The sequence below is a fragment of the Ruania alba genome (assembly GCF_900105765.1).
Taxonomy (GTDB): domain Bacteria; phylum Actinomycetota; class Actinomycetes; order Actinomycetales; family Beutenbergiaceae; genus Ruania; species Ruania alba.
Genome location: NZ_FNTX01000002.1, coordinates 1,048,855 through 1,074,814 on the forward strand (window position 1 = coordinate 1,048,855; position 25,960 = coordinate 1,074,814).

General features: G+C 68.0%; 24 protein-coding genes and 1 pseudogene. 5 read left to right on the forward strand and 20 right to left on the reverse strand.

What is annotated here, in order from left to right; translation table 11 throughout:
* Positions 1-7: 7 nt before the first annotated feature.
* From BLU77_RS15285 to BLU77_RS15305, 5 genes are read right to left on the reverse strand one after another with little or no spacing between them, the layout of a single operon-like run.
* Complete coding sequence (locus BLU77_RS15285) at positions 8-1,108, reverse strand: phage baseplate protein (protein ID WP_139177793.1); 1,101 nt, start codon at positions 1,106-1,108, stop codon at positions 8-10.
* Positions 1,109-1,139: 31 nt separating this feature from the next.
* A complete protein-coding gene (locus BLU77_RS15290; protein ID WP_175477135.1) occupies positions 1,140-1,871 on the reverse strand; it encodes a glycerophosphodiester phosphodiesterase in 732 nt (243 codons plus the stop codon).
* Positions 1,872-1,911: 40 nt separating this feature from the next.
* The gene (locus tag BLU77_RS15295; RefSeq protein WP_089773933.1) at positions 1,912-3,273 is read right to left on the reverse strand and encodes an ABC transporter substrate-binding protein; all 1,362 of its coding nucleotides are present in this window, start codon (positions 3,271-3,273) and stop codon (positions 1,912-1,914) included.
* Between the two features lie 41 nt (positions 3,274-3,314).
* Positions 3,315-4,229, reverse strand: a complete 915-nt coding sequence (locus BLU77_RS15300) for a carbohydrate ABC transporter permease (protein ID WP_245708888.1) — start codon at positions 4,227-4,229, stop codon at positions 3,315-3,317.
* Positions 4,226-5,185, reverse strand: a complete 960-nt coding sequence (locus BLU77_RS15305; protein WP_089773934.1) for a carbohydrate ABC transporter permease — start codon at positions 5,183-5,185, stop codon at positions 4,226-4,228. The genes BLU77_RS15300 and BLU77_RS15305 overlap by 4 nt, the downstream gene beginning before the upstream one ends.
* A gap of 294 nt (positions 5,186-5,479) precedes the next feature.
* On the opposite strand from BLU77_RS15305, the gene BLU77_RS15310 reads away from it, so the two are divergent.
* Together BLU77_RS15310 and BLU77_RS15315 are read left to right on the forward strand one after the other, a co-directional pair.
* Positions 5,480-6,190 (forward strand): MgtC/SapB family protein, encoded by a 711-nt coding sequence (locus BLU77_RS15310; RefSeq protein WP_089773935.1) that lies wholly within the window; start codon positions 5,480-5,482, stop codon positions 6,188-6,190.
* A gap of 140 nt (positions 6,191-6,330) precedes the next feature.
* On the forward strand, positions 6,331-6,819 hold the full coding sequence (locus BLU77_RS15315) for a flagellar basal body L-ring protein FlgH (protein ID WP_139177794.1): 489 nt from the start codon (positions 6,331-6,333) through the stop codon (positions 6,817-6,819).
* Between the two features lie 53 nt (positions 6,820-6,872).
* On the opposite strand, the gene BLU77_RS15320 is transcribed toward BLU77_RS15315, so the two are convergent.
* The gene (locus tag BLU77_RS15320) at positions 6,873-7,139 is read right to left on the reverse strand and encodes a putative quinol monooxygenase (protein WP_175477046.1); all 267 of its coding nucleotides are present in this window, start codon (positions 7,137-7,139) and stop codon (positions 6,873-6,875) included.
* Positions 7,140-7,373: 234 nt separating this feature from the next.
* On the opposite strand from BLU77_RS15320, the gene BLU77_RS15325 reads away from it, so the two are divergent.
* Complete coding sequence (locus BLU77_RS15325) at positions 7,374-8,939, forward strand: peptide chain release factor 3 (protein ID WP_245708889.1); 1,566 nt, start codon at positions 7,374-7,376, stop codon at positions 8,937-8,939.
* Here BLU77_RS15325 and BLU77_RS15330 read toward each other — a convergent pair.
* The 6 genes from BLU77_RS15330 to BLU77_RS15355 all read right to left on the reverse strand — a co-directional run bounded on the left by BLU77_RS15330 (position 8,867) and on the right by BLU77_RS15355 (position 16,116).
* Positions 8,867-9,841 carry a DUF624 domain-containing protein gene (locus BLU77_RS15330; RefSeq protein ID WP_175477136.1) on the reverse strand — a complete coding sequence of 325 codons (975 nt, stop codon included), beginning with the start codon at positions 9,839-9,841 and terminating at the stop codon, positions 8,867-8,869. The two genes, BLU77_RS15325 and BLU77_RS15330, sit on opposite strands and share 73 nt — an antisense overlap.
* Positions 9,842-9,852: 11 nt before the next feature.
* Positions 9,853-10,740 carry a carbohydrate ABC transporter permease gene (locus BLU77_RS15335; protein WP_089771292.1) on the reverse strand — a complete coding sequence of 296 codons (888 nt, stop codon included), beginning with the start codon at positions 10,738-10,740 and terminating at the stop codon, positions 9,853-9,855.
* Entirely contained in the window at positions 10,740-11,675 is a 936-nt protein-coding gene (locus BLU77_RS15340) for a carbohydrate ABC transporter permease (RefSeq protein WP_089773940.1), read from the reverse strand. Before BLU77_RS15340 ends, BLU77_RS15335 begins: the two co-directional genes overlap by 1 nt.
* Before the next feature lie 72 nt (positions 11,676-11,747).
* A complete protein-coding gene (locus BLU77_RS15345) occupies positions 11,748-13,052 on the reverse strand; it encodes an ABC transporter substrate-binding protein (RefSeq protein ID WP_089773941.1) in 1,305 nt (434 codons plus the stop codon).
* Entirely contained in the window at positions 13,049-15,037 is a 1,989-nt protein-coding gene (locus BLU77_RS15350) for a DUF2264 domain-containing protein (protein ID WP_089773942.1), read from the reverse strand. The genes BLU77_RS15345 and BLU77_RS15350 overlap by 4 nt, the downstream gene beginning before the upstream one ends.
* A 65-nt stretch (positions 15,038-15,102) precedes the next feature.
* Positions 15,103-16,116: a hydroxyacid dehydrogenase gene (locus BLU77_RS15355; RefSeq protein ID WP_245708890.1), complete on the reverse strand. Its 1,014-nt coding sequence runs from the start codon at positions 16,114-16,116 to the stop codon at positions 15,103-15,105.
* Positions 16,117-16,281: 165 nt separating this feature from the next.
* Between BLU77_RS15355 and BLU77_RS15360 the strand changes: the two genes are divergently transcribed.
* A complete protein-coding gene (locus tag BLU77_RS15360; RefSeq protein ID WP_217632474.1) occupies positions 16,282-17,379 on the forward strand; it encodes a LacI family DNA-binding transcriptional regulator in 1,098 nt (365 codons plus the stop codon).
* Positions 17,380-17,532: 153 nt separating this feature from the next.
* On the opposite strand, the pseudogene BLU77_RS23250 reads toward BLU77_RS15360, so the two are convergent.
* From BLU77_RS23250 to BLU77_RS15395, 7 genes and pseudogenes are all read right to left on the reverse strand, one after another.
* Positions 17,533-18,171 (reverse strand): annotated as a pseudogene (locus tag BLU77_RS23250) (AMIN-like domain-containing (lipo)protein); the annotation flags it as partial.
* Between the two features lie 74 nt (positions 18,172-18,245).
* The gene (locus tag BLU77_RS15370; RefSeq protein ID WP_089773944.1) at positions 18,246-19,268 is read right to left on the reverse strand and encodes a virulence RhuM family protein; all 1,023 of its coding nucleotides are present in this window, start codon (positions 19,266-19,268) and stop codon (positions 18,246-18,248) included.
* Positions 19,269-19,403: 135 nt separating this feature from the next.
* Positions 19,404-20,147: an AMIN-like domain-containing (lipo)protein gene (locus BLU77_RS15375; RefSeq protein WP_089773945.1), complete on the reverse strand. Its 744-nt coding sequence runs from the start codon at positions 20,145-20,147 to the stop codon at positions 19,404-19,406.
* Positions 20,148-20,279: 132 nt separating this feature from the next.
* The gene (locus BLU77_RS15380; protein WP_089773946.1) at positions 20,280-20,693 is read right to left on the reverse strand and encodes a hypothetical protein; all 414 of its coding nucleotides are present in this window, start codon (positions 20,691-20,693) and stop codon (positions 20,280-20,282) included.
* A 1-nt stretch (position 20,694) separates the two neighbouring features.
* Positions 20,695-22,050 (reverse strand): hypothetical protein, encoded by a 1,356-nt coding sequence (locus BLU77_RS15385; protein ID WP_089773947.1) that lies wholly within the window; start codon positions 22,048-22,050, stop codon positions 20,695-20,697.
* Positions 22,047-22,391, reverse strand: coding sequence for a hypothetical protein (locus BLU77_RS15390; RefSeq protein WP_089773948.1), 345 nt, complete (start codon positions 22,389-22,391; stop codon positions 22,047-22,049). The genes BLU77_RS15385 and BLU77_RS15390 overlap by 4 nt, the downstream gene beginning before the upstream one ends.
* Before the next feature lie 86 nt (positions 22,392-22,477).
* Positions 22,478-23,737: an alpha-L-fucosidase gene (locus tag BLU77_RS15395; RefSeq protein WP_245708891.1), complete on the reverse strand. Its 1,260-nt coding sequence runs from the start codon at positions 23,735-23,737 to the stop codon at positions 22,478-22,480.
* A 50-nt stretch (positions 23,738-23,787) separates the two neighbouring features.
* On the opposite strand from BLU77_RS15395, the gene BLU77_RS15400 reads away from it, so the two are divergent.
* Entirely contained in the window at positions 23,788-24,951 is a 1,164-nt protein-coding gene (locus tag BLU77_RS15400; protein WP_089773949.1) for a serine hydrolase domain-containing protein, read from the forward strand.
* On the opposite strand, the gene BLU77_RS15405 is transcribed toward BLU77_RS15400, so the two are convergent.
* The gene (locus BLU77_RS15405; protein WP_089773950.1) at positions 24,943-25,920 is read right to left on the reverse strand and encodes a helix-turn-helix transcriptional regulator; all 978 of its coding nucleotides are present in this window, start codon (positions 25,918-25,920) and stop codon (positions 24,943-24,945) included. The two genes, BLU77_RS15400 and BLU77_RS15405, sit on opposite strands and share 9 nt — an antisense overlap.
* Between the last annotated feature and the right edge of the window lie 40 nt (positions 25,921-25,960).

The following is a 25,960-nucleotide window of genomic DNA, read 5'->3' on the forward strand; positions in this document are numbered from 1 at the left end:
ACCGGATTCAGCGACCGGTGCTGCTCCGGTAGAAGAGCGTGCACAGCCGGTCCGCGTCGGGGCTCTCGTGCGCGCTGGTGGCGAACCCTGAATACAGCCTCGCTGTGGCCCGAGCCGTGCTGCCCGAGCGCCCTGGAGTGGTGAGCGCCACGGCCAGTCCTTCCGGCTCGCGCCGGTGAAGGTCGAGACCGGACTGTTCGTCGGTGTGCGCGTCGACCTCACCGGTGCTCCACCGGAGCCGGGTCAACGCCGCATCGCCCACGCCCTCCGGCGGTGGCGGGTTCCCGGCACCGTACTTGGTGCCCACCATCATGTAGAGGTGGTCGCCGAGGCTCGCATACCCCTGGAAGACGCCGTCGACCTCTGCAGGCGTGCCGACGTCGAACACCGGCTCGTAGGCCGGCCGCTCCTGCTTGACATGGGCCAGGTCGAACAGGGCGTACCGAAACTCCCCGTCACGGTAGTACCGCATCGCCAGACGCTGGTTCACGGGGTCGATGGTGCAGGTGGTCTGGGTGGCGCCGGCGATCAGCTCGCGGCGGTACAGGTCGGCATCCCGCTCGGCGTCGAGGACCGCACCGTCGGTGAAGGGGAAACGGGTCAGCCGCGAACCGCGTCCGTCCCCGGCGGCGTTCGGGAGGGTGTCGATCTCCGTCCACAGGAAGACCTGATCGCCGTCGTGCTCCAGACCCATGGACACGCCGTGGCCGAAATGTTTGAGGTACATGTGCCCGAGGCGGTGGCCGGACATGTCGAGCTTCGTCAGCGCCAGATCGCCCCGTTCGGTGCGGCGTGCGTAGGCCTCATCACCTGGTTCGTCGCCCGGCAGCGGCGTGTTCGCCTGGACGATCTGAAGCACGTAGACGTGACCAGCGCCGGGGTCGACAGCGAAGGACTGCATCACCGTGCGCACGCAGGTGAGATATCTGTGGGTGAACAGCGCAGTCGCCGGTGCGGCGAGATCGATCGCACCGTCTGCAAGAACGGGGTGTGGTGGCCCGGCGGCAGCCATCGCCGGCGTCCCGCCGAGTCCAGCCACAGCCAGTGGAGTCACGCTTCCGGCCCGGAGGAACTGCCTCCGGTTCATCCCTGTCGAACGGTGCGTCATCTCGATCCTCCTGATGTCGATTTGCCTGGGTTCAGGCGCCTCGTTCACTGGCGCCGATGTCGACCAATCCGTGCGGTGTTACCGCATACCCCGCCGCACCGACGATCCGCGGGTCATCTGTGGTGAAGCCGTCCGCCCCGAGGTCGACGGTGCGGCGAACCTGCTCGGGCGTCGTGATGGGCCATAGGTCCACGCGGAACCCGCGTGCGTGCGCCGTCTCGATGAAAGCTTCCGTCACTGCCTCGTATCCCACGAGGACGCGTCGAGCGCCGAGATCGGCTGCCTCATCCAGCAGGCTGGTCGGCGACGCTTTGCTGATCAGGCCGACGGTGGCTTGCGGGAGTCCTGCCGCCATCCGCTGCACCGAGTCGCGCTCGAAAGAGGTGGGACGGAGACGATCGACATCACCGGGACGCGTGCGAAGCAATTCCAGCAGAGGTTCGATGACCGTCGGGTCCTTGATCTCGATCTGCAGCGGGATCGAGGTGGCGTCCAGGACCTCGGCGAAGGTCGGGACCTGTTCGCCGTTGCCTGCGTCGAGCTCACGCAGTTCGGCCAGCGTGAGGTCGTTCACCGTTCCGTGGCCGTCGGTCGTTCGATCCACGGTCTCGTCGTGCATGATCACGATCTCGCCGTCTCGGCTCAGCCGCAGATCGGTCTCCAGTTCGTGGGTACCCACCTGCACGGCGGCAGCCATGGCGGCGAGCGTGTTCTCGGGGGCAAGGTCGGCAGCGCCACGGTGGCCGACGATGAAACAGGGCACAGGGGTTCTCCTCAGAGTGCTCGAATGGTCGGATCCTGGTTCACCCGAACCACTGCTCGTAGTCGTCCCGGACGGACTCCGCGCCATCGCGCAACTGGGCCGCGACGTTGTCGAAGGTGGCACGAACGTCTGTGCTCCCGTTGGAGAAGATCTCCTGGACCCCGCTGATGATCGTTGCCGTCGAGTCGGTGACCATCTGGCGCACGGCGTCTGTGGGTTGGGCGATCTCGAGTTGCTCGGCTGCCGCGTTGAAGTTCGGGTCCTCAGCGAGGACCTCGGCGAGCTCCGGTTCGTCGCGGGCCGCGGTGACCACGGGCAGGTAGCCCGTGCCGAGTGTCCAGGTTGCGGAGCTGGCCGGGGAGCCGAGGTACTTGAGTACCTCGAAGGCCGCCTCTTTTCGCTCGGCGGGTACGTTCTTGAACATGGAGAAGCCGTTCCCTCCGGTGGGTACTCCATGGGTGGCCTCTTGCGGCAGGAACGCGGAGCCGACCTCGAAGTCCGCTTCCTCGTAGATTCCGCGCAACGACCCGGTCGACCCCACGGTCGTCGCCACGACGCCGGCACCGAAGTCCGTGTTCGGGCTTTGTGCCAGATATCCGAAGTTGTCCTCGTGGATGAAACGTTGTGCCCACTCGCCGGCCTCGATCGCCTCGGCGCCGTCGATGTGGATCTCCAGACCGTCCGAGATCCGGCCCCCGAACTGCCAGATCATCGCCATGAAGGGCCAGTCGTCGCCCGAGGAGAAGGCATGGGCCGGCAACGCCTGGCCCGAGACCTGGAGCTGGTTCAGCTCGGCGGCCCACTCTCGCAGCTCGGACCACGTCTCCGGTCCCCGATCGGGCAGTCCCACCTCGTTGAAGAGGTCCTTGTTGTAGTAGAACAACGGGGTGCTTCGACCGAAGGAGATCCAGTACGTCGAGCCCGACGCCACTCCCTCGTCGAACACCTGCCCGACATAGGAATCGCTGTTGTAGTCGTCGGTGAAGTAGTCGTCCATGGGCTCGAGCACATCGTTCAGCAGGAACCGCGGCCACCAGGTGTCGGCGAACATGGCGATGTCGGGGACGCTGCCGGCCTGCAGGGCGGCCGTGACCTTGGGGCCGGACTCCTCGTAGCCGCCCTGATACTGCACCTCGGCATAGATATCGGACTGCGATTCGTTGAAGCCGTCGATCAGTGCTTGCAGCGTCTCGCCGTTCGTTCCGCCTGTGGCGCTCCAGAGCACCACGTTCATGTCGCGGTCGCTGTACTCCGAGGGCGCGCTGAAGTCGACCTGGCCGAGATCGTTGCCGTTGCCTGAGCTGACATTTCCGGCGCAGGAAGCCAGCAGGGGTGCGCCCAGCCCCGCAGCGCCGAGCCCGAGGAACGTGCGGCGGTTCGGTGTGAATCGTTCGATGGTCATGGACCAGTTCCTTTCTAACGGTGAGACGACGGGAGGTGCGGTCAGCCTTTGACTGCACCCGACGTCAGGCCACGAGCGATGTGTCGCTGCGTGAAGAGGAAGAGAATGAGCATCGGCAGTGCGACGATGACGGTGCCGGCCATGATCGCTCCCCAGTCGTTGTAGCCCTCCTGGGAACGGAGGTACAACAACCCGATCGGAAGGGTGCGCATCTCGACCGTGTTGGTCACGATGAGGGGCCAGATGAAGTCATTCCACATGTCGACGACGGCGATCACGCCGACTGTGACGAGCATCGGTTTGCACATCGGAAGAATGATCTGGAAAAGCGTGCGCATGTGCCCTGCGCCATCGGCCTTGGCGGCTTCGGTGATCTCCACCGGCAACGTCATCATGTATTGGCGGAGCAGGAACATCCCGAAGATCGATCCGGCGCTGGGAAGGATGAGTCCCATGTAGGTGTTGATCCATCCCAGGTTGGCCACCGTGATGTAGTTGACGATCAAGGTCACGTTGTTCGGAACCATCAGAGAACCGAGCATCACAAGGAAGAGAACATTCTTGAACGGAAAGCGGAGAAATGTGAACGCGTACGCGGTGAATGTCGCGTTCATGAGCTTGATGACGGCCCCGGCGGTTGTCACGATCAGGGAGTTGACGAGGAAGTTCCCGAAAGGTGCCGCCTCCCACGCGTCCCCGAAGTTCTGAAAGACGGGCGGATTCGGGAACCACTGCGGTGGGAACTGGTAGATCTCGGAGTTCTCCTTGAGCGCTGAGGAGAACAGCCAGTACACCGGTACCAGGAACGTCAGTGCGGCAACGATCAATGCGACGTACAGGAGGGTGCGGCGCACTCTGCTGTCCGACATCGGTCGGCGTGGGCTGGTCTGCCGGTCTGGGGCACGTGTCACGTCGTTGCGGCCTTTCGTGGACGCGCGCGTCTCGGTGGTGGTCACTGGTAGTGCACCTTGCGCTGGGAGTACATGTTCTGGACGACAGTGATCACCAGGAGAATGGCGAACAGGATCATCGCCGATGCCGCAGCCCCACCCGCGTCGGATGCCTTGAAGGCGCGCTCGTACACGTACCAGGAGAGGGTGGTGGTCGAGATCCCGGGGCCGCCGCCGGTCAGCACAGCGATGAGGTCGTATGCCTGGAAGGTGCCGATCGTGGTGATCACGGAGACGAAGAACGTCACCGGGGACAGCAGTGGGAGGGTGATCTTGCGGAAGATCGTCCAGCGCCCCGCGCCGTCGATCCTGGCGGCCTCGTCATACTCCTCCGGCAGGCCTTGCAGGCCGGCGAGGTAGACGATCGCCACGAAGCCCACTCCCTTCCACAGGTAGGCGATGATCAAGGCAGGCATTGCCCACTCGCCGTCGGTGACCCACCGTGGAGAGGTCGTTCCGAGACCGGAGAAGATGAACCGGGAGAGCCCGTAGTTCGGATCGAAGATGAACAGCCACAGGGTGGCGACGGCGGCCCCGCTGATGACGTACGGGGCGAAAGCTGCTGTGCGGACGACGCCGCGCAACCGGAGCTTCTGGTTCAGCAGTAGTGCCAGGAGCAGGCCGAGGACGACGCTGCCGACGATCACCACGACCGCGAAGTAGGCCGTGTTGGACAGCACCTGGTGGAAAGCGCTGCTGGTGAACAGGTCGACGTAGTTGTCCAGCCCCACCCATTCCGGGGCGCCGGAGATCATGTTCCAGTCCGTCAGCGACAGGTAGGCGTTGTACAGCACGGGCCAGTACTCGAACGTGGCGACCAGCGAGATGTTCGGCAGGAGGAGCAGGGCGAACAGCGCGTACTCACGTCGGTTCCGTCGCCGCCGTCCGCGGCGGCGTTCGCGCGAGTGGTACGCCATCGGCTGAGGTGCCGATCGTTGCGACATCACGTCCTGAGAAGTCAACGACCATCTCCTCCTCGTCAGATCGAGACACCTGCGCTGGCATCCCCACGGTGAGCGTATACCGATTAGGTGGGATAAGACAAGATAATTATCACACTCGATGATCGTGGCCTCTTGGGCGATTCCGATGCGCTGATTCCCTGAGTTATGGCTGCTGTGGCAGCGATTCACGTGGGCATCGCGCATCGTTGGCCGGTTGCCCGCCCAATGCCAGTCGAGGCGAGAGGGGTGCTTCGACACACGATCAGTGAGAAGATTTAACCAAACGGCGCAGTTGATGGCACTGGAGGAACTGTGGACATCGTCTGGTTCAGTGAGACAACCCTGACCGAGCTCACGTTGCTGGGGTTGGCGTTCGTCCTGTCGGCAGCGATCGGTCTGGAGCGTCAGCGCAGGCTGAAGAGTGCCGGACTGCGCACGCACACGCTCGTCGGAGTCGGTACGGCCGTGTTCACCCTGGTCTCGGCCTACGGCTTCCAGGGACTGACCGGTCCCGACACGATCGTCGACCCGTCGCGTATCGCGGCCCAGATCGTTTCGGGGATCGGCTTCCTCGGCGCCGGGGTGATCTTCGTGCGCCAGAACATCGTCTCCGGGCTGACCACCGCAGCATCGATCTGGGTGACCGCCTCGATCGGGATGGCCTGCGGAGCCGGCGCGCCGGCACTGGCGATCGTGGCCACGGCCCTCTACATGATCGCGGTGTGGGGTCTGGGCAAACTGGGTCGACGGCTGCGTGCGCGCGCGCTCGACACCACCGTGCTGATCCGGTACCGCGAGGGCTTCGGCGCCCTGCGGCAGACCCTGGCGCTCGCCGCCGAGCACGGGTTCGAAGCGCTCGTCTCCGAGAGTCGCAACACCTCCAAGGCCGGTAAGCCGGTGCGGGTGCAGGCCACGATCGAGCTGCGCTCGCAGAACAATGCCGACGTCGCCCTCTTCCTGGCCGCGGCTGCTGATGTGGCCGGTGTGCGATCGGTGGAGTTCGCCAACGTGCGCAACGACTGAGCTGCAACTATCGACGGTGCTCAACGATCTGCTGCCGAATGAGGCGGGAGATCGCTCCAGGCCGTCGGTAATTCCGCCGCCCTGGCGCCGCGCCCTCCAGCCGGGCGCCACTTATGATGGAGGCGAGGGAGGTGTCGCCCATGCGTCGCATGATCGGTGGCGCCATCGCAGCCCTGCTGCTGGTGGGGTGCGGCTCCCCCGGGGACGAGCCGTCACCAGAGGTGACCACACTCGAACCTACCGATCCATCGACGGCCGATCCCACGGAAAGCCCGGCAGAGTCCCCGGACGATCCGGCAGACCCCACCGCCGCGAACCAGGACGACTGGGACGAACGCTTCGGTGACCTCTCCGACCAGGAGCGGGCCGCCGTCGACGACCTCGCTGAACGGCTCGACGTGGCCTACCACGAGATCTCTCCCGCCCCCCTCGAAGAGGTCACCTGGCCGGACGGGGCGCTCGGCTGCCCGCAACCGGACCAGTCCTACACTCAGGCCCTGGTGGACGGGTACCGGCTCCTCCTCGACCACCGCGGCGAGACCTATGCCTACCACGCGGGTGCCGACGGGGAGCTGGCCTACTGCGCCGAGCCGACAGAACCGGCCGACGGCGGTCGGGAGAGCCGCTGAACGGCGGTACCGCCGCGCTCCACCGGTGTGTCGCTCTTTCGGAAACCGAACGGTCAGGTGGTGTCTTCGACCGTGTAACGGCGTTCGATCCCCGCTGTGGCGCGACCCCACTCGCTGGCAGCCACCCGCTCCTGATGTGCACGGAATGCGGCAGGGTCGCGGAACAGCTCATCAACGCGCCAGACGTGCGGATCCTGGCTGCGATGTACCTCGAAGGACAGGCAGCCGGCCTCGGCGCGGGTGAGCGCCACATGTTCCGGCAGGTACCGGAGCACGAGAGCGGCTTGGTCTGCGTCGGTGCAGACGAGCTGCCCGCTCACGCGTACCTGCGACACGACTCTCCGATCCGCACTGCTACTCGAGCTCCACCTCGTCAGAGCAAGTATCGACCATTGACCGCGCATCGGCGACGAACGCACCGAGCGCTCGTGCCCTGGTGTTCCATCCCCAACACTCTGACGCCACGTGAGTGTACTCAGGGTGCGGAATATCTCATCGGTCACGGTCGGTCGGCCCTGCACCCACCGGTAGGGTTGAGGCCGGAGGGTGCCCAAGTGACGTTGTATGAGCAGGCGGCCCGCCGCCGCACCATTGCCGTGATCTCCCATCCGGACGCCGGCAAGTCCACGCTGACCGAAGCATTGGCGCTGCACGCCCAGGTGATCGGTGAGGCCGGGGCGGTGCATGGCAAGGGCAACCGGAGCGGGGTCGTCTCCGACTGGCTCGAGATGGAGCAGAAGCGCGGAATCTCGATCACCTCCGCGGCCCTCCAGTTCGCCTGGGGCGATCTGGTGATCAACCTGCTGGACACCCCCGGGCACGCAGACTTCTCCGAGGACACCTACCGGGTGCTCACCGCCGTCGACTGCGCCGTGATGCTGATCGATTCGGCCAAGGGCCTCGAACCGCAGACCTACAAGCTGTTCGAGGTGTGCCGCCGCCGGAACGTGCCGGTGATCGCGTTCATCAACAAGTGGGATCGGCCGGGCCGTGAGGCGCTGGAGCTGATCGACGAGATCACTGACCGGCTCGACCGGGAACCGCAACTGGTCACCTGGCCGGTGGGGATCGGCGGCTCCGAGTTCGGTCTGCTGGACGCCGCCACCGGGGACGTGCACGCCTACCGGAAGGCCCCTGGTGGCGCCCATCTCGCCGAGGAGGACACCCTCAGCCCGGCTGCCGCGGACGAGCATTTCGGTGAGGACGCTCTCCGCGCCCGCGAGGAGGCCGAGCTGCTGCCCGCCCTCGACTCGGACGCGCCGAAAGCGTCGGTGATGCCGATCCTGTTCGGCGCCGCTCTCGGCAACATCGGGGTCCGTCAGCTCCTCGCCACCGTCGACCAGTGGGCACCGGCACCGGGCGACCGGCCCACGCAGTCCGAGACCGAGCGCCCGGTCGACTCGGCGTTCTCCGGTTTCGTGTTCAAGATGCAGGCCGGGATGGACCCCAAACACCGTGACCACGTCGCCTACGTGCGGGTCTGCTCGGGCACCTTCGAACGCGGCATGATCCTCACTCACGAGCCCACGAAGCGGGCCTTCGCCACCAAGTACGCGTTGTCCATCTTCGGCAGGGACCGGGAGGTGGCCGAACGGGCCTACCCGGGGGACGTCGTCGGGCTGGTGAACGCGGCGAACCTCGCCGTGGGTGACACGCTCTACGACCCGGACGGGCCGGCCGTGACGTTCCCGCCGATGCCGGTGTTCGAACCGGAGCACTTCGCTGCCGCCCGGGTGGCGGACCCGAGCGATGCGAAGAAGTTCCGCCGTGGGATGGACAAGCTCGTGCAGGAGGGTGTGGTGCAACGCCTCATCTCCGAGCTGCGCGGGGACGGTAACCCGATCCTCGCCGCCGTCGGGCCGCTGCAGTTCGAGGTGGCCTCGCACCGGATGGAGCATGAGTTCGGTGCCCGGATCGTGCTGGACACGTTGCCCTACTCCGTGGCCCAGCAGGTCGCCGCCGAGGACGCCACCTCGATCTCCCACCTCGCCGGGGTGGAGATCGCCAGGCGGCACGACGGCGTCACCCTCGCCCTGCTGCGGGACATCTACCTCGCCCGGTCGATCGGGCGCACCCATCCTGACGTCACCCTCACTCCGCTGCTCGCCGACGCTTCCTGACCGCCCAACGTTGGCGCCGAGGTCGCGCGACCTCGCCGCACGGCTGCTACGGCTCTCCCGGTCTGCCAGACCTCGTGGGAACCCACGTCCGTCATGGGAGTCCCTGTGCGGGCAGCCAGACGGGGATTCCAACGACGGAACCGGATTCGAACGCGAGCGGGGGACGGTGCAGAAGCGGATGTGCCTACATCTGGAGCGACGATCCCTGGGGCAGCACCGGTTTGAGCGTGTAGCGGGAGTTCCCCCACACGGCGTACAGCAGCGGGGTCGCGGCCAGCCCGACGGCGAGGGCCGGGTGGATCACGAAGAGTCCCGCCGAGCAGGCCCAGCACCAGGAAGGACACCGCGGTCAGGTACCAGCGTCGTAGGCCCAGGTAGAGCGAGGCTCGCAGGACGTCCCGGAGCCGGGCGTCCGGGCGCTCGACGCTCGCCACCAGGGCGAGCAACGCCGTCGCGGTGGCGAGCAGAAACAGCACCACGAAGACAGGGGTGAGGACGGCGCCCAGGGTGGCGCCCCACAGGGCGAGCACGTCCACCACCAGTACCACCGCCGTCGTGGTCCATAGGAGTCCGACGGCGAGCGAGCGACGCAGGTGCGCCGCCCAGGAGCGCCAGAAGGTGCGGATCACCTCGGTGCCATGCGTGCGGGAGTAGTGGGTGAAGACCGCGAAACCGGCGGTGAGTGCGGGTGTGGCGAGCACACCCGCACCCAGCAGCGCCGGCCAGGACGTGACCGGATCGGTGCTGACCAGCAGCACCACCAGTGGCAGGGCGCCGACCAGCAACATCGCGTTGGTGCCGAGCACCAGGTACCCGATGCCGATCACTGTTTCCCAGGTTTGGGCCGAGGGCATCCGCAAGCGTCGCCGCTCCGGCCGCTGGCCCCGTTCCGTGCCCACCATGGTCACCATCGTCAGCCCTTGAGCCCCGCGGTGGCGATTCCTTGGACGAAGTAGCGCTGCCCGAGCATGAAGATCAGCGCGATCGGCAGCACCGAGATGACTGAGCCGGTCATGATCAGCGCATATTCGGCGTTGTACTGGGACACGAAGGACTTCAGCCCGATCTGGATGGTCCAGATGTCCCGGTCGCGCAGGTAGATCAGCGGGCCGAGGTAATCGTTCCAGGTGTTGACGAACGTGAGCAGCGTCAGCGTGGCCACGGCCGGGCCGGAGAGCGGCAGCACGATCTTGCGCCAGATCGAGTACTCCGAGAGCCCGTCGATCCGGGCCGCCTCGGAGAGCTCCTCCGGGATGGACTCGTAGTACTGCTTCATCAGGAAGACCCCGAACGCACTGAACGTCTGCAGCGCGAGGATCGACCACAACGTGTTCGACAGTCCGGCCTTGGAGAGCATGATGAACTGCGGGATCATGTACGCCTGCCACGGCACCGCGATGGTGGCCACGTAGGTCAGGAACAGCACGTCCCGGCCCGGGAAGCGCATCTTGGAGAAGCCGTAGGCGGCGAAGCTGCCGGTGAGGACCTGCAGGAAGGTCACCGAGACCGACAGGATCAGGGTGTTCTTGACCCAGTTCAGCATGTCGGCCTTGGCCCAGATGTCCAGGTAGTTGCGCCAGACCACCGGGTCGGGCAGCCACTGGATCGGGACGGAGAAGACCTGGTTGTTCATCTTCAGCGAGGAGGTCACCATCCAGAAGAACGGCAGCATGATCGCAGCCGCTGCGACGATCAGCGCCACGTACAGCAGCACCCGGGCGACGAGCCTGCGGCCCGCCTTGGGGTCCTTGCGCAGCTGGGGAGTGGCCGTGCTGGGGCGATCGAGGGTGACGGTGGCCATCAGACCTCCCTCCTCTTGTTCAGCAGGAACTGCACCACCGTGAGGGCGAGGCAGATGAAGAACAGCACCACCGCCACGGCGGAGGCGTAGCCGAAGTCGTTCTCCTCGAAGCCCTTGCGGTAGATGTACTGGGCGAGGACCAGGGTTGAGGTGCCGGGGCCGCCGTCGGTCATCACCAGGATCAGGTCGAGGATCTTGAAACTCTGGATCGTCAGGATCACAGTCACGAAGAACGTGGTGGGTCGTAGGCTCGGCACGGTCACGTTCCAGAACCGCTGGACCGCGTGCGCACCGTCCACCCGGGCGGCCTCGTACAGCTCGCGCGGGATGGCCTGCAGCCCAGCCAGGAACAGCAGCATGTAGTAGCCCATCTCGCGCCACACGCTCACCAGCACGATCGAGGGCATCGACCAGCTGGCCGAGGTGGTCCATCCGGGCGGGTTGTCGATCCCCAGCGCCATCAGGAACTGGTTGATCGGACCCGAGTCGGGGGAGAACAGCATGTTCCAGACCACCGCGATCGCCACGATCGAGGTGATGTAGGGGAAGAACGCCACGGTGCGGAAGAACGCGATCCCACGCATCTTGTGGTTCAGCAGCAGTGCCAGACCGAGCGAGGCCGCCAGCGTGAGGGGGATGTGCATCAGCGCGTAGTAGGCGGTGTTGGCCAGCGCGGTGTGGAACGTGCCGTCGGTGAGCAGCCGCTCGAAGTTCTCCAAGCCGATCCAGTCCGCCTGCCCGAACGCGTTCCAGGACGTGAAGGCGAGGTAGAACAGGATGAGCACCGGCACGAGCGTGAGCACCGCGAAGCCGATGAAGTTGGGCAGGATGAAGGTCCACCCGATGAAGGTGTTGCGAAGCGTGAGCCTGCTGCTGCGGGCCCGGCGCCGTGGTGGCGTCGGTGCAGCGGAGGCGTCCACAGCCGTCGTCGCCATGGTTCTCCTCGTCGATTCAAGGGGCACCGGCCGGCCGCGGTGCGCGGCCGGCCGGTGCGAGAGTGGGTGGGGTTAGCCGAGCACCTCGGACTGCGCCCGCTCCATCGCCTCGGCGATGCCGTCGGCCGGGGAGACCGTCCCGGCGAGGATCGCCGAGTGAGCATCGTTCAGGATGTTCTGCAGGGCGGCGGTCTCCTCAGCGACCGGGTTCTCCGGGAGCACCTCGTGCGTGGAGAAGGCGAACTGCGAGGTCTCGTCGGTGGGGATACCGTCGATCGAGAAGAAGCTCTCGGTCACGGTGTCGCTGGTGATCGCCGGGGTGATGCCGATCTCGGCCAGCGCTGCGGCGGCGTCCTCACTGGCTACGAAGGCCAGGAAGTCCTTCGCTGCGGCCGCCACATCGGCGTCCACGGCCGGGTTGATGCCGATCCCGGTCGGGTCGGCGAACGTCACCGGCATCTCCGTGGTGCTGGCGTCCACCTGCGGTGCCGGGGCGAAGCCCCAGGCGAACTCGTCCGCGTCGCCGCTCTCCTGCTGCGCGAGCAGGGTGGCCACGTACCAGGAGCCCATCGGCATCATCGCGGTCTGCTGCGTGCCGAACTGGGACTGGTAGGTCACCGAGTTGGTGGTCACGGCGCCGAAGTCCATCTGGGCGCCGGCCTCCTGCAGCTCCACCACGCGCTCGTAGAACGGCACCAGGTACTCCCAGTCGCCGGAGAGCAGGTCGGCGCCGGGGGCCTGGGCGTTCGCGAAGCCCTGCAGCGTGGACTGCCAGCTGTGCTGGTAGGTGCCGAGCGCGTCCCCGTCGAGTGCGGTGGTGAGTTCTTCCGCGGTGGCGGCGTAGTCGTCCCAGGTCCAGGAACCGTCCGGGTACTCGATCCCGGCAGCGTCGAACAGGTCCTTGTTGTAGTACAGGTACCAGGCGTCCTGACGGTACGGGATGGCGTAGGTGGCGCCGTCCACGGTGTAGGCGTCCAACCCGGTCACCTCGTCGCTCACCCCGGCGGCCACCTCGGACAGATCGAGGAGCTGGTCGCCGTCCTCATAGGTGAAGAAGTTCTTCAGGTTCTTCAGCACGTACATGTCGGGTGCGGACCCGGCCGCCAGGTCGGCGATCATCTGCGTGTCGTACTCGGTGGCGTCGTACTCCTTGAGCTCGACCGTGATGTCCGGGTTCTGCTCCTGGTAGGCGTCGGCGAGCACCTGGAACTCCGGGGTGGTGCTCAGGCTCCACCCGGCCAGGGTGATCGTGTCGACGGCGGAGGCGTCGCCCTCGCCGCCGCCTCCGGCGGCGCTTCCGGAGTCACCGCTGCATGCGGTGAGGGTGAGCGCGGCCGCGGCCAGGGTGGCGGCGCCAGTCAGTGTGATGCGCTTCATTGCGTGGTCCTCTCCTTGAGGTCGTGTGCCCGGATGGGCGGGGGTGTGTGGTTCTGGTCGTTGCTGGATGGGTCGCCGAGGATGACGGCGGTCCCGGTGCCGTCTGCCCACCCGATACGGGCCTGACCCGCGTCGAACTGGACGGAAGGAGGTGCGGACAGGTGGCCGATGCCGGCCAGGCTGAGCGCCAGGGCGTACCAACCCGGAGCCGGACCGGTGCTGAGCACCCCGACGCAGGTATGGGCGCCCAGGGGAGAGGCGTCGTCCCGGTGTTCGGTGCGGGCCGCCGTCCAACCGGTCAGGCCGTGCAGGCCCGCCTGGTGGGTGCGGCTGCTCAGGACCACCCCGACGGCGGAGCTCGCCTCGGTCTGTTCGCTCACCACGCCGGCGTCCTCGGCCAGGGCCCAGCCGCCTGCCTCCAGGGCGACGGCCTCCGGAGCGGGGGCGTCCAGGTGCACCAGACGCACCTCCCACGGCCCGTGCAGGACGGAGATCGTGGTGAGCATGCCGGCGTCGGTGGCTTCACCCTGGGCACCGGAGCCGTGCAGCTGCTGCTTCTCGGCCGGACGCAGCCAGTGCGCCCGGGCGCGAGAGGCCGCCACAGCGGCCGCCCCGGTGGCCTCGACCGCCAGGGTGTCCATCCCGCTGCGGTGGCTGCGCCGACCGGAGGCGTCCACCAGCACCACGGACTGGTCCACGGGGGCCTGCCAGGAGGCGGCGTCCAGCAGCGGGAAGGTCGCGGTGGAGTACCCGAGGCGAGCGTAGAAGGGAGAGTCGCCCCCGGAACTCCCGGCGAGGGCATGGTCGGTGCCGTGATTGCTCACCCGCACCACGCCGTCGGCGGCTGTTCCGCTGACCGCCCACCCGGGCGCGGCGATCGTGCGGACCACATCGCCCGACTCGTGCGGCAGGTCCTCCTCCGGAGCGCTCCACACGGGGTGGTCGGCCGGGAGGGCGAGCCCGAGCATGCCCTTGCTCGCCCAGTACGGCGAACCGGTGCCGGAGTAGGACTGGGCCAGCGAGCGCCACGGCCCGTGCCAGCCCAGGTCGAGCAGGCCGCGCTCGTTCGGCACGCCGTGGCCGGCGAAGTGGTCCACCACGCCCAGGGCCGCGCGGCGCAGGCGTCCCAGGGAGACAGACGGCACCTCGGCCAGCGCACCCACCCAGTACGGGGCGGCGGCGGCGAACCGGTAGATCAGGCTCCGGCCCTGGATCAGCGGGGAGCCGTCGGTGCCGACCAGGTGCACAGTGTCGCTGAGGAACTGGTCCAGGCGCTCGCGGTCCTGCTCGGCCCGGGGTGCGGCGAGGTCGGCGGCGCCGGACATCCGCGCCCACAGCGTGGGGAACAGGTGCATCGCCCAGCCCACGTAGTGGTCGTAGGAGCGCTCGTCGCCGTCGCGGTACCAGCCGTCGCGGGAGTAGAACGCGTCGTGCAGGGCGAGGTCGGCGCGGATGTCTTCGAGCCGGTGCGGTCCGTCGACCGAGCGCAGGAAGGTCTCCACGGTGACCCGGAACCAGAGCCAGTTGCAGCGGGGGTAGGTGTCGTCGCCGACCACCTCGGCGAGGTAGTCCACGATCTGTTCCTGCACCTGCGGGGCGAGGCCGTCCCACAGCCACGGGCGGGTGAGGTCGAGGATGAGGGCGAGGGAGGCGGCCTCCACCTTGGCCTGGGGGTGCTCGGTGGGGCGCACCCAGCGTTCGGCGCTGTGCGGGTCGGTACCGGCAGCGAATCCGCGGGCGTACCGCTCCAGCAGGTGGTGCGGGTCGGCGCCGCGCTCGCCGGCCACTCGGAAACCGGCCAGCAGGAAGGTGCGGGCGAAGCCTTCGAGGCCGTCCACGGCGGTGCCGTACCCGCCGGGGGTGCCCGGCAGGGTGATCAGCGATCCGGCGGGGGAGCGGTACGGCTCGACGGCGGCCAGCAGTTGGTCGGCGAAGGTCGCCAGATCCTCCCGCCCCCGAACGCGAGTGCGGCCTTCTTCGCTCATATCGCGAGATACTCCCGAAATGTCGGGCACTCGAGCGTGACCGAGTGCGGTGTCGTGGCGGCGGTTCATGCCGAGACCTGTGCGATCTCGTCGGTGACCGCGCCGGGGATCGGCCGACCGGCGACGAACGCCTCCAGCCCGTCCAGGGTGAACTGGGTCAGCCGCCGGGTCTCGGTGCCGAGCGACCCGGCCAGGTGCGGGGTCACGGTCACATTGCCGAGGGTGAGCAGCGGGTGCCCGACGGGCAGCGGCTCAGGGTCGGTGACGTCGAGGATGGCGTCGAGCCGGCCCGCTGCGCATTCGGCCAGCAGGGCCTCGTGGTCCACGAGGCCGCCCCGGGCGCTGTTGATGAGGGTGGCCCCGTCCGGCATGCGGGCGAGCTCGGCGGCGCCGATCATTCCTGCGGTCTCCGGCAGCAGGGGCGCATGCAGGGAGAGGATCTCGGCGCGAGTGAGAACCTCGTCCAGCGGGGCGAGCTCGCCACCGAGGTGGCGCACCTCGTCCGGGTCCGCCGTCGGGTCGGCCACCAGGATCGGGCCATGGTCGAGCACTCGGAGCAGGTCCAGCACCCGGCGGCCGATCTTCGACAGGCCGACCAGGCCGATCGTGCGACCACGGTTGGACAGATCGGTCGTGTCGAACGAGGACTCCCAGGTGCCGGGGTTCACGCGACCCTCAGCGGCGAGCGGGAGAGCCCGCTTCCCGGCCATGATCACCGCGGCGAGCGTGTACTCGGCCACCGGCACGGCATTCTGCTCGGCGGCGGTGGCCACAGCGATGCCTCGCTCGTGCACGCTCGGCGGCAGCAGAGCCCGCACGCTCCCGGCAGCGTGCAGCACGGCCCGCAGCTGCGGCATGGCATCCAGGTGCGTATCAGTGATCGGTGGGCATCCCCAGGAGGTGAGGAGCACCTCCGTGGTGGCCAGGCGGTCCACCCCGACGGCGTCCAGGTCCGGTGCGTAGGCAGGGTCGCCCAGGGTGGCGATCGCCTCGAGCCGGCGGAGCTCCTCCAGGCCGAACTGTCGCTCGAAGGTGCCACGAGCCATCACCAGTGTGGTGTGGGGGCGTTGGGTCGCCACGGCAGCTCCTTCGGTGTGATCGAAAAACAATCAAAGCGTTCTGTTACGATCACTCACAGTAGAATCGATCATTCGGGCTGTCAAACAGTTCTGACATCGGCGTCGAGCGGTCCCTGGCGACTGTCTACGCTGGCCTGAGACGTGGACCACAGGACAAGGGGTGTGATGACGCAGACGTCGAGCGACGACGCGAGGTTGATGGGCGCGAGCTCGAGACAGGCTGAGGTCCTGGCAGCCGTTACCGAGCGCGGGATGATCCGGGTGACCGACCTCGCCGCTGAGCTCGGGGTCACCCCGGTGACCGTGCGGCGTGCCGTCTCGGAGCTGGCGGAGGCCGGGCTGGTGCGTCGTGTGCACGGGGGCGCGACCGCCGTCGGGGCGCGAGCGATGGGCGGGCCGGTGGCGCAGGGGACTGCCACGATCGGGATGCTCGTGCCGTCGCTCGACTATTACTGGCCGGACGTGGCGCGCGGGGCCGAGGAAGAGGCGAAGCGACTCGGGCTGCGGGTCACGCTGCGGGGGTCGGTCTACCAGGCCACCGACGAACGGGGAGACCTGCAGCGACTCATCGATGCCGGGGCCAGTGGTCTGTTGGTGGCACCGACTCTGGACGGGGCCGGCGGGGATGTGATGCGGGAGTGGCTCGCCGAGGCGCCGGTTCCAGTGGTGCTGATGGAACGGAACGCGTCCGTGGGTTCGGTGCAGCGCACGGTGGAGTCGGTGATCACCGACCACGCGGACGGTACGACCATGGCCGTGCATCATCTCGTGGGCCTGGGGCACCGCCTAGTCGGCGTGGCGCTGAGCCAGGATTCCCCGCACACGCCCCGGCTGCGCGCGGACTGGTTGGCCACCTGCGGCGAGCATGGGCTTGATCCAGCGGCCGTGGTGGACCGGTTCATCCCGGACCGACGTGAGCCGGGTTTCGAGCCCGCGATTGAATCGATCATCGACGAGGTGGTGGCCACCGGCACCACAGCGCTACTGGTGCACTCCGACCCCGAGGCGATCCGCCTGATCCAGCGGGCTGAGGAGCGTGGGCTGAGTGTGCCGGGTGACCTGTCAGTGGTCTCCTACGACGATCAGGTGGCCGCGATGAGCGCCCCGGCCCTGACGGCGGTTCGCCCACCTCGGCGGACCATCGGGCGCACCGCCGTCGGGCTGCTCGCGGCGCGGATGGCCGACCCGGGCCGCCCGGTGCATCGGGTGCTGGTGAGCCCGACGCTGATGGTGCGCGACTCGAGCGGGCCGCCGGGGGCCTGACGGCGCGGCCTGGCTGAGCTCGTGGGTTGCCTCAGTGTTGTGCTGCGACGATTGTGCGACATTCAGGTAACCCGCGAGGTGATGCTCACTCGGGTGGCGCACGTCGACCACCACGCGGTAGGGGTCGGTGAGGGAGAAGACGCGGAAGTCGGCGCGTTCGTGGCCGACGCCGAGGTAGAGGCCGTGGGCACCGCCGGTCTGTTCTTGGTAGTCGATGTCGGTGATGGCGACTCCGGGAGGTTCGACTTCAGGTGTCTCAGCCCAGACGCCGTCGTCGGAGATGCGCGGGGAAGCGCCGACGATGGAGATGCCGAGGATGTCAGCCCCGATGATCTCGGTCTCGATGCCGGTGTCGCCCAGCCATGCGCACTCCTGATAGGCGGCATGGAGCCCGGCCTGTCCGCCCGGTCCGTGGGGGTTGGTGTACTCGGCGACGAACCGATCGAAGCCGTCGTGCTCAGCGACCCGGATGTCGGCAAGCTCGAAACCGCCATCGCCGTACTCCTGGATCCCGCCGGCGAAGTCGTAGGGGAGGAACTCGTGGGTGGTAGCAGGGTCAGCGATGTCGTCCATCGCTTCGGCATAGGTGAGTCCGCGCTCGCAACTTGGGGCCTGTTCGGGTGATGGAGTCTCTGACGGCTTCGCCGGAGCACTGGGGGTGCTGGGCGCCGGCGCGGGCTTCGAGGCCGACGTCGATGACGCGGCGGGCGGTGCCGGGTCGTCGGAATCGGTGCATCCGGCGGCCACCAAGACGAGGCCCAGCGCCATCACGAGGTGCCGTGTGCGTCGCATGATCCTCCGTCTGCCGCGGTGGTGAGCCCTTCCCACGCTACGACGCCTGCTGGCCGGCGTCAGCCGGGAAGACGCTACTCCGGCTCTTGTTCCCGTCGTGCGAGGTGATGCTCCGCCGCGAGGAGACGTTCGAGGTCACGCTCCTCCTCGGCGTGAGCGCGTTCCCTTTCGTGTGAGCGCCTGCTCTCGTCGAAGTCGCGGTAGCGTTCAGCGGTGATCGACTCGGCGGATCGGGCCGAGACTGTGCCTGCGCCACTGAGTACCGGGCGCTCGTCGAAGTCGAGGAACCGGTCGGTCTGCCGCACCCACTCCGCCATCGTGATCTGCTGACGGCGTCGTGCGCGATCTTCGGCGAAGTCCAGGAAGCGAGTCGTCAGCAGGTTGAGCATGCTCAGCTCATCGGCCTTCAGGTAGTTCTTCGCCACGGCGATGTCACGCTTGCGTACCCGATCTCCTTGCCAGTTCGTGAGCCCCATGTGTGGTGCGTCGGCGTCGGCTCGGTGCACCACCAGCTCGGCGGCGGTGCACCCGGTGACGGCGTAGAGCAACTTGTTCTGGATGGTTGCGAAGAACTCCTGTGCCAGGGGGCTGGCGGACTGATAGTCCGCGCTGGTGGCGGCGAAGATGTCCCGGACTTTCTGATAGAAGCGCTTCTCGGACGCCCGGATGTCCCGGATGCGTTCGAGCAGCTCGTCGAAGTAGTCGACGGCGGCAGGGTCCTTCAGACGTTCGTCCTGGAGCGCGAAGCCCTTCACGAGGTACTCGCGGAGGACGGTCGTTGCCCACTGCCGGAACTGCACGGCCCGATCGGTCGTGACGCGATAGCCGACGGCCAGCACCATGTCGAGGTTGTAGACCTGCACCTGACGACGCACCTGCCGGGATCCCTCAGTCCGAACCATTAACTCTGAGTTAATAGTTGCCTCGGTCTGTTCTCCGTCGGTGAGGATGCGCCCGATGGTCTGAGTGATGTTCGGTATTGACGTGCCGTACAGATCGGCCAACTCTTGCTGAGTCAGCCAGACCGTACCGTCGACCGCACGCAGTTGCACCTGCGTGCCGTCTCCCGAGGTGTAGAGGATGATCTCGCCCGCCATGTGTAGCACCCTACGGACCGGCGCCGACATGCTGTCGATCCATCCACAGGGAACTGTGGCGCTGCATGACCCTCCGCGGGGCCCGGCTCGGTACGTTCTCGTCACGGATGTGAGCCCGGGTTGGGTGGGCTCAGGTCAGTCCGGGTGTGCGACGTCGATCACCACGCGGTAGGGGTCGGTGAGCGAGAAGACGCGGAAGTCGGCGCGTTCGTAGCCGACGCCGAGGTAGAGGCCGGAGCCGCCGCCCATGCCTTGCTGGTAGTCGACATCCGTGATGGCCGTGCCGGGCGGGTCGACCTCCGGGTCCGGGAAGGTTGTGCCGTCTTCGAGCCAGTAAATCGAGGGGCCCTGGATCGAGACCTTAAGAATGTCGGCACCAGTGACCTCGAACTGAAAGCCGGACCCATCCCGATAGGCGCAGTTGACGTAGGACGCATAGAGCCCGGGAGGCGTTGTGGGCCCGTCGCTGGTGTATTCGGCGACCACGCGATCGAAGCCGTCATGGGTCGCGGCCCGGAGCCCGGTGAGTTGGAGGCCAGCGCCGCCGTGCTCCTGGATCTGTCCGGCGAAATCGTATGAGACGAACTCGTCGGGATCGGGCTGGGGGAGCGACCAGTCCATCTCGTCGGCGTAGGTCAGTTCGTCGACGCAGCCCTCGGTCTCGTCGATCGACGAGTCGCTCCCGGATGGCTCCACGACCTCCTGGGCACCGCTCGGAGGCACGCCTTTCGTCGGATCCACCGGATCGGGGGTGGTGACCGCCGGTGCGGGCTCAGACGCCGCCGTCGATGTCTCGGTGGATGGCACCGAGTCGTCGGCGCCTGTGCACCCTGCAGCTGCGAACGCGATGGCCACGATGAGCGCCGCGGTACGTCGCATGGAACCTCCCTTCCTGCCGTGCGTGGACCGTGCCACGCTACGGTGCCCACGCCGCCCGTGTCAGGGCTTCCGGGGCGCGGTCTGCGGGATGCCTTCCGGTCGTATGGGGAGGAGCGAGGCGACAGCCGTGCGCTACAGCGTCCAGGCAGCGCTGTCGAGTGCGCCCCCGATCTCGCGCATCCGCTCCGGCGCGCCCTGCTCGGGGAGGTAGCTCGACCACAGGAGCGCCGGCCCGGCAACGTCGCGTCCCTCCTGAATGGCGTTGAACGAGTACCAACCCGGCCCGGTCGCGAGCCAGATCAGCCCGTTCGGGACGCGGCCGGCCCCGACGTCCCGGACGAGGATGTCGGTGACCTCGTCGAGCGCGGAGCGTGGCGCTCGCAGCCGATAGATGGCGACCCGTGCGTCGTCGCCGGTGTGGACGAACTGGTACACCCGTTGGGCCTTGATTCCTGCGCGGACGAACAGCGGCGAGGGCGGCACGGTGCGGGGGTCCGGATCGGCGGTCCATTCCTCTGGCAGCCGAAGCTCGAGCTGGAGGAGCATGTCAGTCGGCGTCGTCGGTGTCGTCGACCGTGACGGTCGGTTTCGGTGCCGCGCCCGTCTCACCGGTTGATGGATCTGACTCGACGGTCGGGATCTGCACCGGCTGACTCTCGTGGAGCTCCCCGGATTCCGGCATGGGCCGGTTCGGGACGTACTCGTGTTCGGGGTTCGAGGCGTCCGCTTCGTCTCGCCAGCTCTCGATGGGATCGGTGGAGACACCCACGTCGACCGGAACGTCCGCCTCGCGATCGCGGCGAGAGGCGGTCGGTGCGTTGGTGGTGGAGCCTGCAGCGGCATCGACCACGTCTGCCCACGAATCGCGCAGGTTCTTGTTGTGGACCCCCCGGTATGCCTTCTTCGCCAGGTCCCCCATGGGAATGAAGCCGCTGGCCGCCACGGCCACGTCCCCCTGTTCGCCGACGTGCTGCCCCTCGACGACCCGGATACTGCCCTCGCCCGGTTGGTACTGCGCCTCGTGGGCACGCGACACCTGCTCCTTGGACAGCCCCACCTCGACGGCATTGGCCGCCATGCCGATCGCAACCACCGGCGGCACCGGGATGAAGACGGTGACGCCGTCGGCAGCGGCACCCACCCAGGACGCCACCTCGGCAGCGGTTCCGAGATTCTGGTACTCGTTCTCGGCATCCGTGTCGGCGAGCGTGCCGAGGATGCCGTCGAGCGATTCGATGTAGAGGTCCGCGGCGGCCTCCCACTCGGAGACGGCGGTGTCGAACTTCACCAGCATCTCGTCATTGCGGTCGTGCACCGCCTCGTGCAGGGTCTGCACGCTGCCGAGATGAGTCTCGATCCGGCTGACCGCCTTCTCCTTCTCCATGCCATCGAGCATGACGGCGAACGACGGCGTATTGAGGTCCCCTTCCTCGCCGAGCACGGAGTACGGGATGAGGTAGCCGCCGCCGCTCATCTTCTCGTCCTCGTCGAGCCCCTGCGCCTGATACAGCCACCCCTCCGCGTGTTCCCGTTCGGTCACGAGGGTCGCCAGCGAGTTCTTCAGGTTGGAGAGGCGGTCCGGCATGAACTTCGTGAGGTCGCCGGCGATTCTGCAGGCGTCCGCGTAGGTCCAGGTGGAAGTCGCGAGCTCGCAGAAGTACTCACCGAGCGGTCCGAGCCCGGCACCCACGGTCAGCGCCATGTCCTGGAGCGCGCCGATCGAGATCCCGTCCTGAACGGCAATATCGCCCTCGATGATGCTCATCACGAACAGATGCAGCTCGGATGTCTCCTCACCCGTCGTCTGCAGCTGGATCGCACGATCGGCGATGGCGTCCACGTCACAGATGAACTCCACGATCACGCGCCCCTCCGGGCTGCGGATCGTGAGGGTGTCGCTCACTTCTCGCCCCCGGCCGACTCCCAGGCGCCGGGGTACAGGGCTGTCTCTCCTCGTTCACCCACGCCGAAGTCCCAGTCCGCCCAGGCGGCGCCGATGATGTCGGCCTTCTGCGCCGCTGTCATCGCCTGCAGCGAGAGGACCGACCGGGCGTAGTCCCAGTCGCCGATCATCGTCTCGACCGCTTCGCGGACGTGGTTCGCGGTGGTGGCGTCCCAGACGGTGCCAGCCAACTCCGCGATGTCGTCCTCCCAGGTGGTGTTCGCTGCGAGATCCACGGAGAGATTCTTGAGTGAGCCTGCGATCTGATTGAGGACCTGGTAGTCGATGCGAACATCTGGCATGGTGCCCAGCCTATGTCGCGCGGACGGGTCCGCCGATGGGTAGTTCAGACCATCGCGGCTGTGCTCGGGGCCCCAGCGGCCCCGCCCTACTCCGGCTCCTCCGTCGACGCCAGGTACGCGACCTCCGGCACCTCGTGCGTGCCGGCTTGGTGCACGCACGCACCCGCCAGCCGTGCGCCGTCACCGGTGAGCTCGACCCGGAGCCGGTCCGCGGTCACCTCCGGATGGGCGTGGATCCGGCGGTGCCCGATCGTCTGCCCCTCGGCGAGCAGGGTGCCTTCCGTCTCGCCCCCGACGGCGATCACCCGGTGGGTCTCGATGCGTTGCCCACCGGTGAGGTGCTCCGCCAGATCCAGGTGATCGAAGGTGATCGGAGCCTCGAAGACCACCTCCCAGACGCCGTCGGAAATCTGTGCCAGCTCGCCCGGCACAGGCGAGCCGAACCGCCGGTCCAGCTCGGCGCGCCACTGCCGCAGGCGCGCCACGTCCGCGGCATCGATCAGCCCGCGGGTGTCCGGCGGCACGTTCAGCAGCAGGTTCGCGCCCATCCCCACCGACCGGTAATAGATCGCCAGCAGATGGTCCACACTCTTCGGTCCGTCTTCGGCGGCCCAGAACCACCCCTGCCGGATCGAGACGTCCGCCTCAGGCGGCACGTACCGGGCCTCGCCGAGCTCGATCACCGCATCGGTGTAGTTGTCCAGGCTGGCGCTGTCGACGGCGTAGCGCACCGGATCCGCCGCCAACCCGTCCTCGTTGCCGATCCACCGGATGGTCGGGGTGCCCATGTTGAACACCATCGCTCCGGGCTGCAGCTCAGCCACGACCGCCATGATCGACTCCCAGTCGTAGGCGCGCCCGGCTGACCCGGCCCCGTCGAACCAGAGCTCGACCAGCTCGCCGTAGTGCGTGCACAGCTCGCGCAACTGGGCCAGGTAGAGCGCGTCATAAGCCTCCGGGTCCGGGTACTCCGGGGCGTGCCGGTCCCACGGGGAGAGGTACAGGCCCAGGCCGATGCCCTCCGCCCGGCAGGCGGCCGCCACCTCGGCCACCAGGTCGCCCTCCCCGCCGCGCCACGGCGACGACGCCACCGAGTAGTCCGTGGTGGCGGTGGGCCACAGGCAGAACCCGTCGTGATGCTTGGCCGTGAGCACCACGTACCGCGCACCGGCCTCGGCGGCTGTGCGCACCCACTGGTTCGCGTCCAGATCCGTGGGGGCGAACGAGGCTGCCGGCAGGGTGCCGTCGCTCCACTCCTTTCCGGCGAAGGTATTGACACCCACGTGGAAGAACATGCCCAGCTCGAACTGCTGCCAGGCCAACTGGGCGTCGGTGGGTCGAGGCACACTGGGCTGATGAGCGATGAGTTTCGACGAGGTCACGGGTCCATCCCAGCATGAGCACCCTGAGTACTGCGAATGTCAACGATGTCCTCGCCCCGCACGTGGGCGCCGACGCGATCCCTGGGCTCACCTGGTTAGCCCGTGACGGCGACCAGGTCGTCTCCGGCGCCCTCGGGCACCGTGACCTCGGTGGCACCCAGCCGCTCACCACCGACGAGATCTTCCGGATCTCCTCGATGACCAAACCGGTCACTGCGCTGACCGCGCTGATCCTGGTCACCGACGGCGCCCTCCAGCTCACCGAGCCGGTGGACACCTACCTGCCCGAGCTGGCAGAACGCCGGGTGCTGCGCCACCCGCACGCCGAGCTCGACGACACCGTCCCGGCCGACCGGCCCATCACCGTGACCGACCTGCTCACCAACACCTCCGGCTGGGGGATGGACTTCACCGACTTCTCGCCCACGCCGCTCAGTCAGGCGTGGGCCGAGCGGGGCACCGCCCCCGGCCCGCCCGCTCCCGCGGGAGCGCTCCCCACCGATGCGTGGCTGGCCGCCGCGAGCGACCTGCCGCTGCAGGCCCAGCCGGGTCAGCGCTGGCTCTACAACACCTCCTCGCTGCTGACCGGGATGCTGATCGAACGCGTCGCCGGCGCCCGGCTCGGTGAGGTGATGGCCGAGCGCATCTTCGAGCCCCTGGGCATGCACGACACCGCTTTCCGGGTGCCCGCCCACGGGGTCGACCGGTTCGGCGCGTGTTTTGCCGTTGGCGAGGACGTCTACGACTCGGCCGACGGGCAGTGGGCCCAGCACCCCCCGGCCGACGGCGGGGACGCCGGTCTCGTCTCCACGGTGAGCGACTACGTACGCTTCGCCGACCTCGTGCACGGAGGGGGCGCCGTCGGCGATCGACGCCTGGTGCGTGAGGACCTGGTGCAGGCGATGACCACGAACCAGCTCGCCGTCGACGTGCTTGCCCGCGGCGGCCCCGCCCCGGACGGCGGGTCCGGTTGGGGATACGGGTGCGGTGTGCTCGTCCGGCCGGCGCCGTCCGGGCTCTCGGCGGGTAGTTATGGCTGGGATGGCGGCCTCGGCTCACGCTGGTTCACCGATCCGGTGACCGGCCGCACCGGGATCCTGCTCACCAACAGGATGTGGACCTCGCCGCAGCCGCCGGAGGCGTTCCGCGCGTTCGAGGCTCTGATCGGCTCAGCCTGATCGGCCCGACGGCGGCCCAACGGCCTGGGTGAACCGGCTCGCCCAGGTGCGCATCACCGCACGGAGTGACTCCGGTTCTACCGCGGAGATCTCGGCGCCGGTGTGTGCCAGCGCGAACGCCATCCACTCCGGGTGCGCACTCTCGGCCCGCACCCGGCAACGCCCCGGCCCCAGCTCGGTGACCTCGCACCAGCGCCCGATCTGCTCGCGCACCCGGTCGGCGTCCGCGGCCAGCACGGCACTGACCTGCGGTCCCTGGTCGGACCGGCGCAGGCCGCGGCGGATATACGCGGCAGCGTCACCTCCAGGCACCTCGCGGGGCCGGAAGCGGTGCCCGGTGGGCTCCGGATCGCTGAGCCGGTCCAGCCGGAAGCTGCGCCAGTCCGCGCGATCGAGGTCGAACCCGAGCAGGTAGTAGCGCCGGCCGATCGTCACCAACCGGACCGGCTCCACCGAGCGGTGCGTGGAGTCCCCACGAGCACTCGTGTAGCCGAAACGCACCCGCTCGGCATCCCGGCACGCCTGCGCAAGCACCACCAACGTGCCCGGGTCGGTCAGGTCCCGGATCGGGCCCTCCGGTCCGAGCGTCACCGTGGCCGCACCGATCGCCTCCACCCGGCGGCGCAGCCGCTTCGGCAGCACCGGCACCACCGTGGCCAGCGCCCGCACCGAGGCGTCCGCCACGCCGGCCAGGCTCGAGGTGGTTGCGGATTGCAGGCCCACCACCAGGGCCACCGCCTCCTCGTCGTCGAGCACCAGCGGCGGCATCGCCGCTCCTGGGGTGAGCTGGTAGCCACCACCCACACCACGATCGGCCTGCACCGGGTAGCCGAGGTCACGGAGCCGATCCACGTCCCGGCGCAGGGTGCGGATCGAGACCTCCAGCCGGTCTGCCAGCTCGTCCCCGGACCAGTAGCGATGGGTCTGCAGCAGGGACAACAGGCGGAGGGTGCGCGAGCTCGTGCTCATGACTCCCACCCTCTCGCCGATTCAGGTCAAGAACTGACAC

Coding starts and splice junctions, on each gene's coding strand:
- BLU77_RS15350 (WP_089773942.1), bottom strand. CDS start 15,037: ATGAGCGAAGAAGGCCGCACTCGCGTTCGGGGGCGGGAGGATCTGGCG.
- BLU77_RS15330 (WP_175477136.1), bottom strand. CDS start 9,841: ATGGTGGGCACGGAACGGGGCCAGCGGCCGGAGCGGCGACGCTTGCGG.
- BLU77_RS15335 (WP_089771292.1), bottom strand. CDS start 10,740: ATGGCCACCGTCACCCTCGATCGCCCCAGCACGGCCACTCCCCAGCTG.
- BLU77_RS15370 (WP_089773944.1), bottom strand. CDS start 19,268: ATGGCGGGCGAGATCATCCTCTACACCTCGGGAGACGGCACGCAGGTG.
- BLU77_RS15375 (WP_089773945.1), bottom strand. CDS start 20,147: ATGCGACGTACCGCGGCGCTCATCGTGGCCATCGCGTTCGCAGCTGCA.
- BLU77_RS15345 (WP_089773941.1), bottom strand. CDS start 13,052: ATGAAGCGCATCACACTGACTGGCGCCGCCACCCTGGCCGCGGCCGCG.
- BLU77_RS15360 (WP_217632474.1), top strand. CDS start 16,282: ATGACGCAGACGTCGAGCGACGACGCGAGGTTGATGGGCGCGAGCTCG.
- BLU77_RS15380 (WP_089773946.1), bottom strand. CDS start 20,693: ATGCTCCTCCAGCTCGAGCTTCGGCTGCCAGAGGAATGGACCGCCGAT.
- BLU77_RS15295 (WP_089773933.1), bottom strand. CDS start 3,273: ATGACCATCGAACGATTCACACCGAACCGCCGCACGTTCCTCGGGCTC.
- BLU77_RS15405 (WP_089773950.1), bottom strand. CDS start 25,920: ATGAGCACGAGCTCGCGCACCCTCCGCCTGTTGTCCCTGCTGCAGACC.
- BLU77_RS15315 (WP_139177794.1), top strand. CDS start 6,331: ATGCGTCGCATGATCGGTGGCGCCATCGCAGCCCTGCTGCTGGTGGGG.
- BLU77_RS15400 (WP_089773949.1), top strand. CDS start 23,788: ATGAGCACCCTGAGTACTGCGAATGTCAACGATGTCCTCGCCCCGCAC.
- BLU77_RS15390 (WP_089773948.1), bottom strand. CDS start 22,391: ATGCCAGATGTTCGCATCGACTACCAGGTCCTCAATCAGATCGCAGGC.
- BLU77_RS15285 (WP_139177793.1), bottom strand. CDS start 1,108: ATGACGCACCGTTCGACAGGGATGAACCGGAGGCAGTTCCTCCGGGCC.
- BLU77_RS15340 (WP_089773940.1), bottom strand. CDS start 11,675: ATGGCGACGACGGCTGTGGACGCCTCCGCTGCACCGACGCCACCACGG.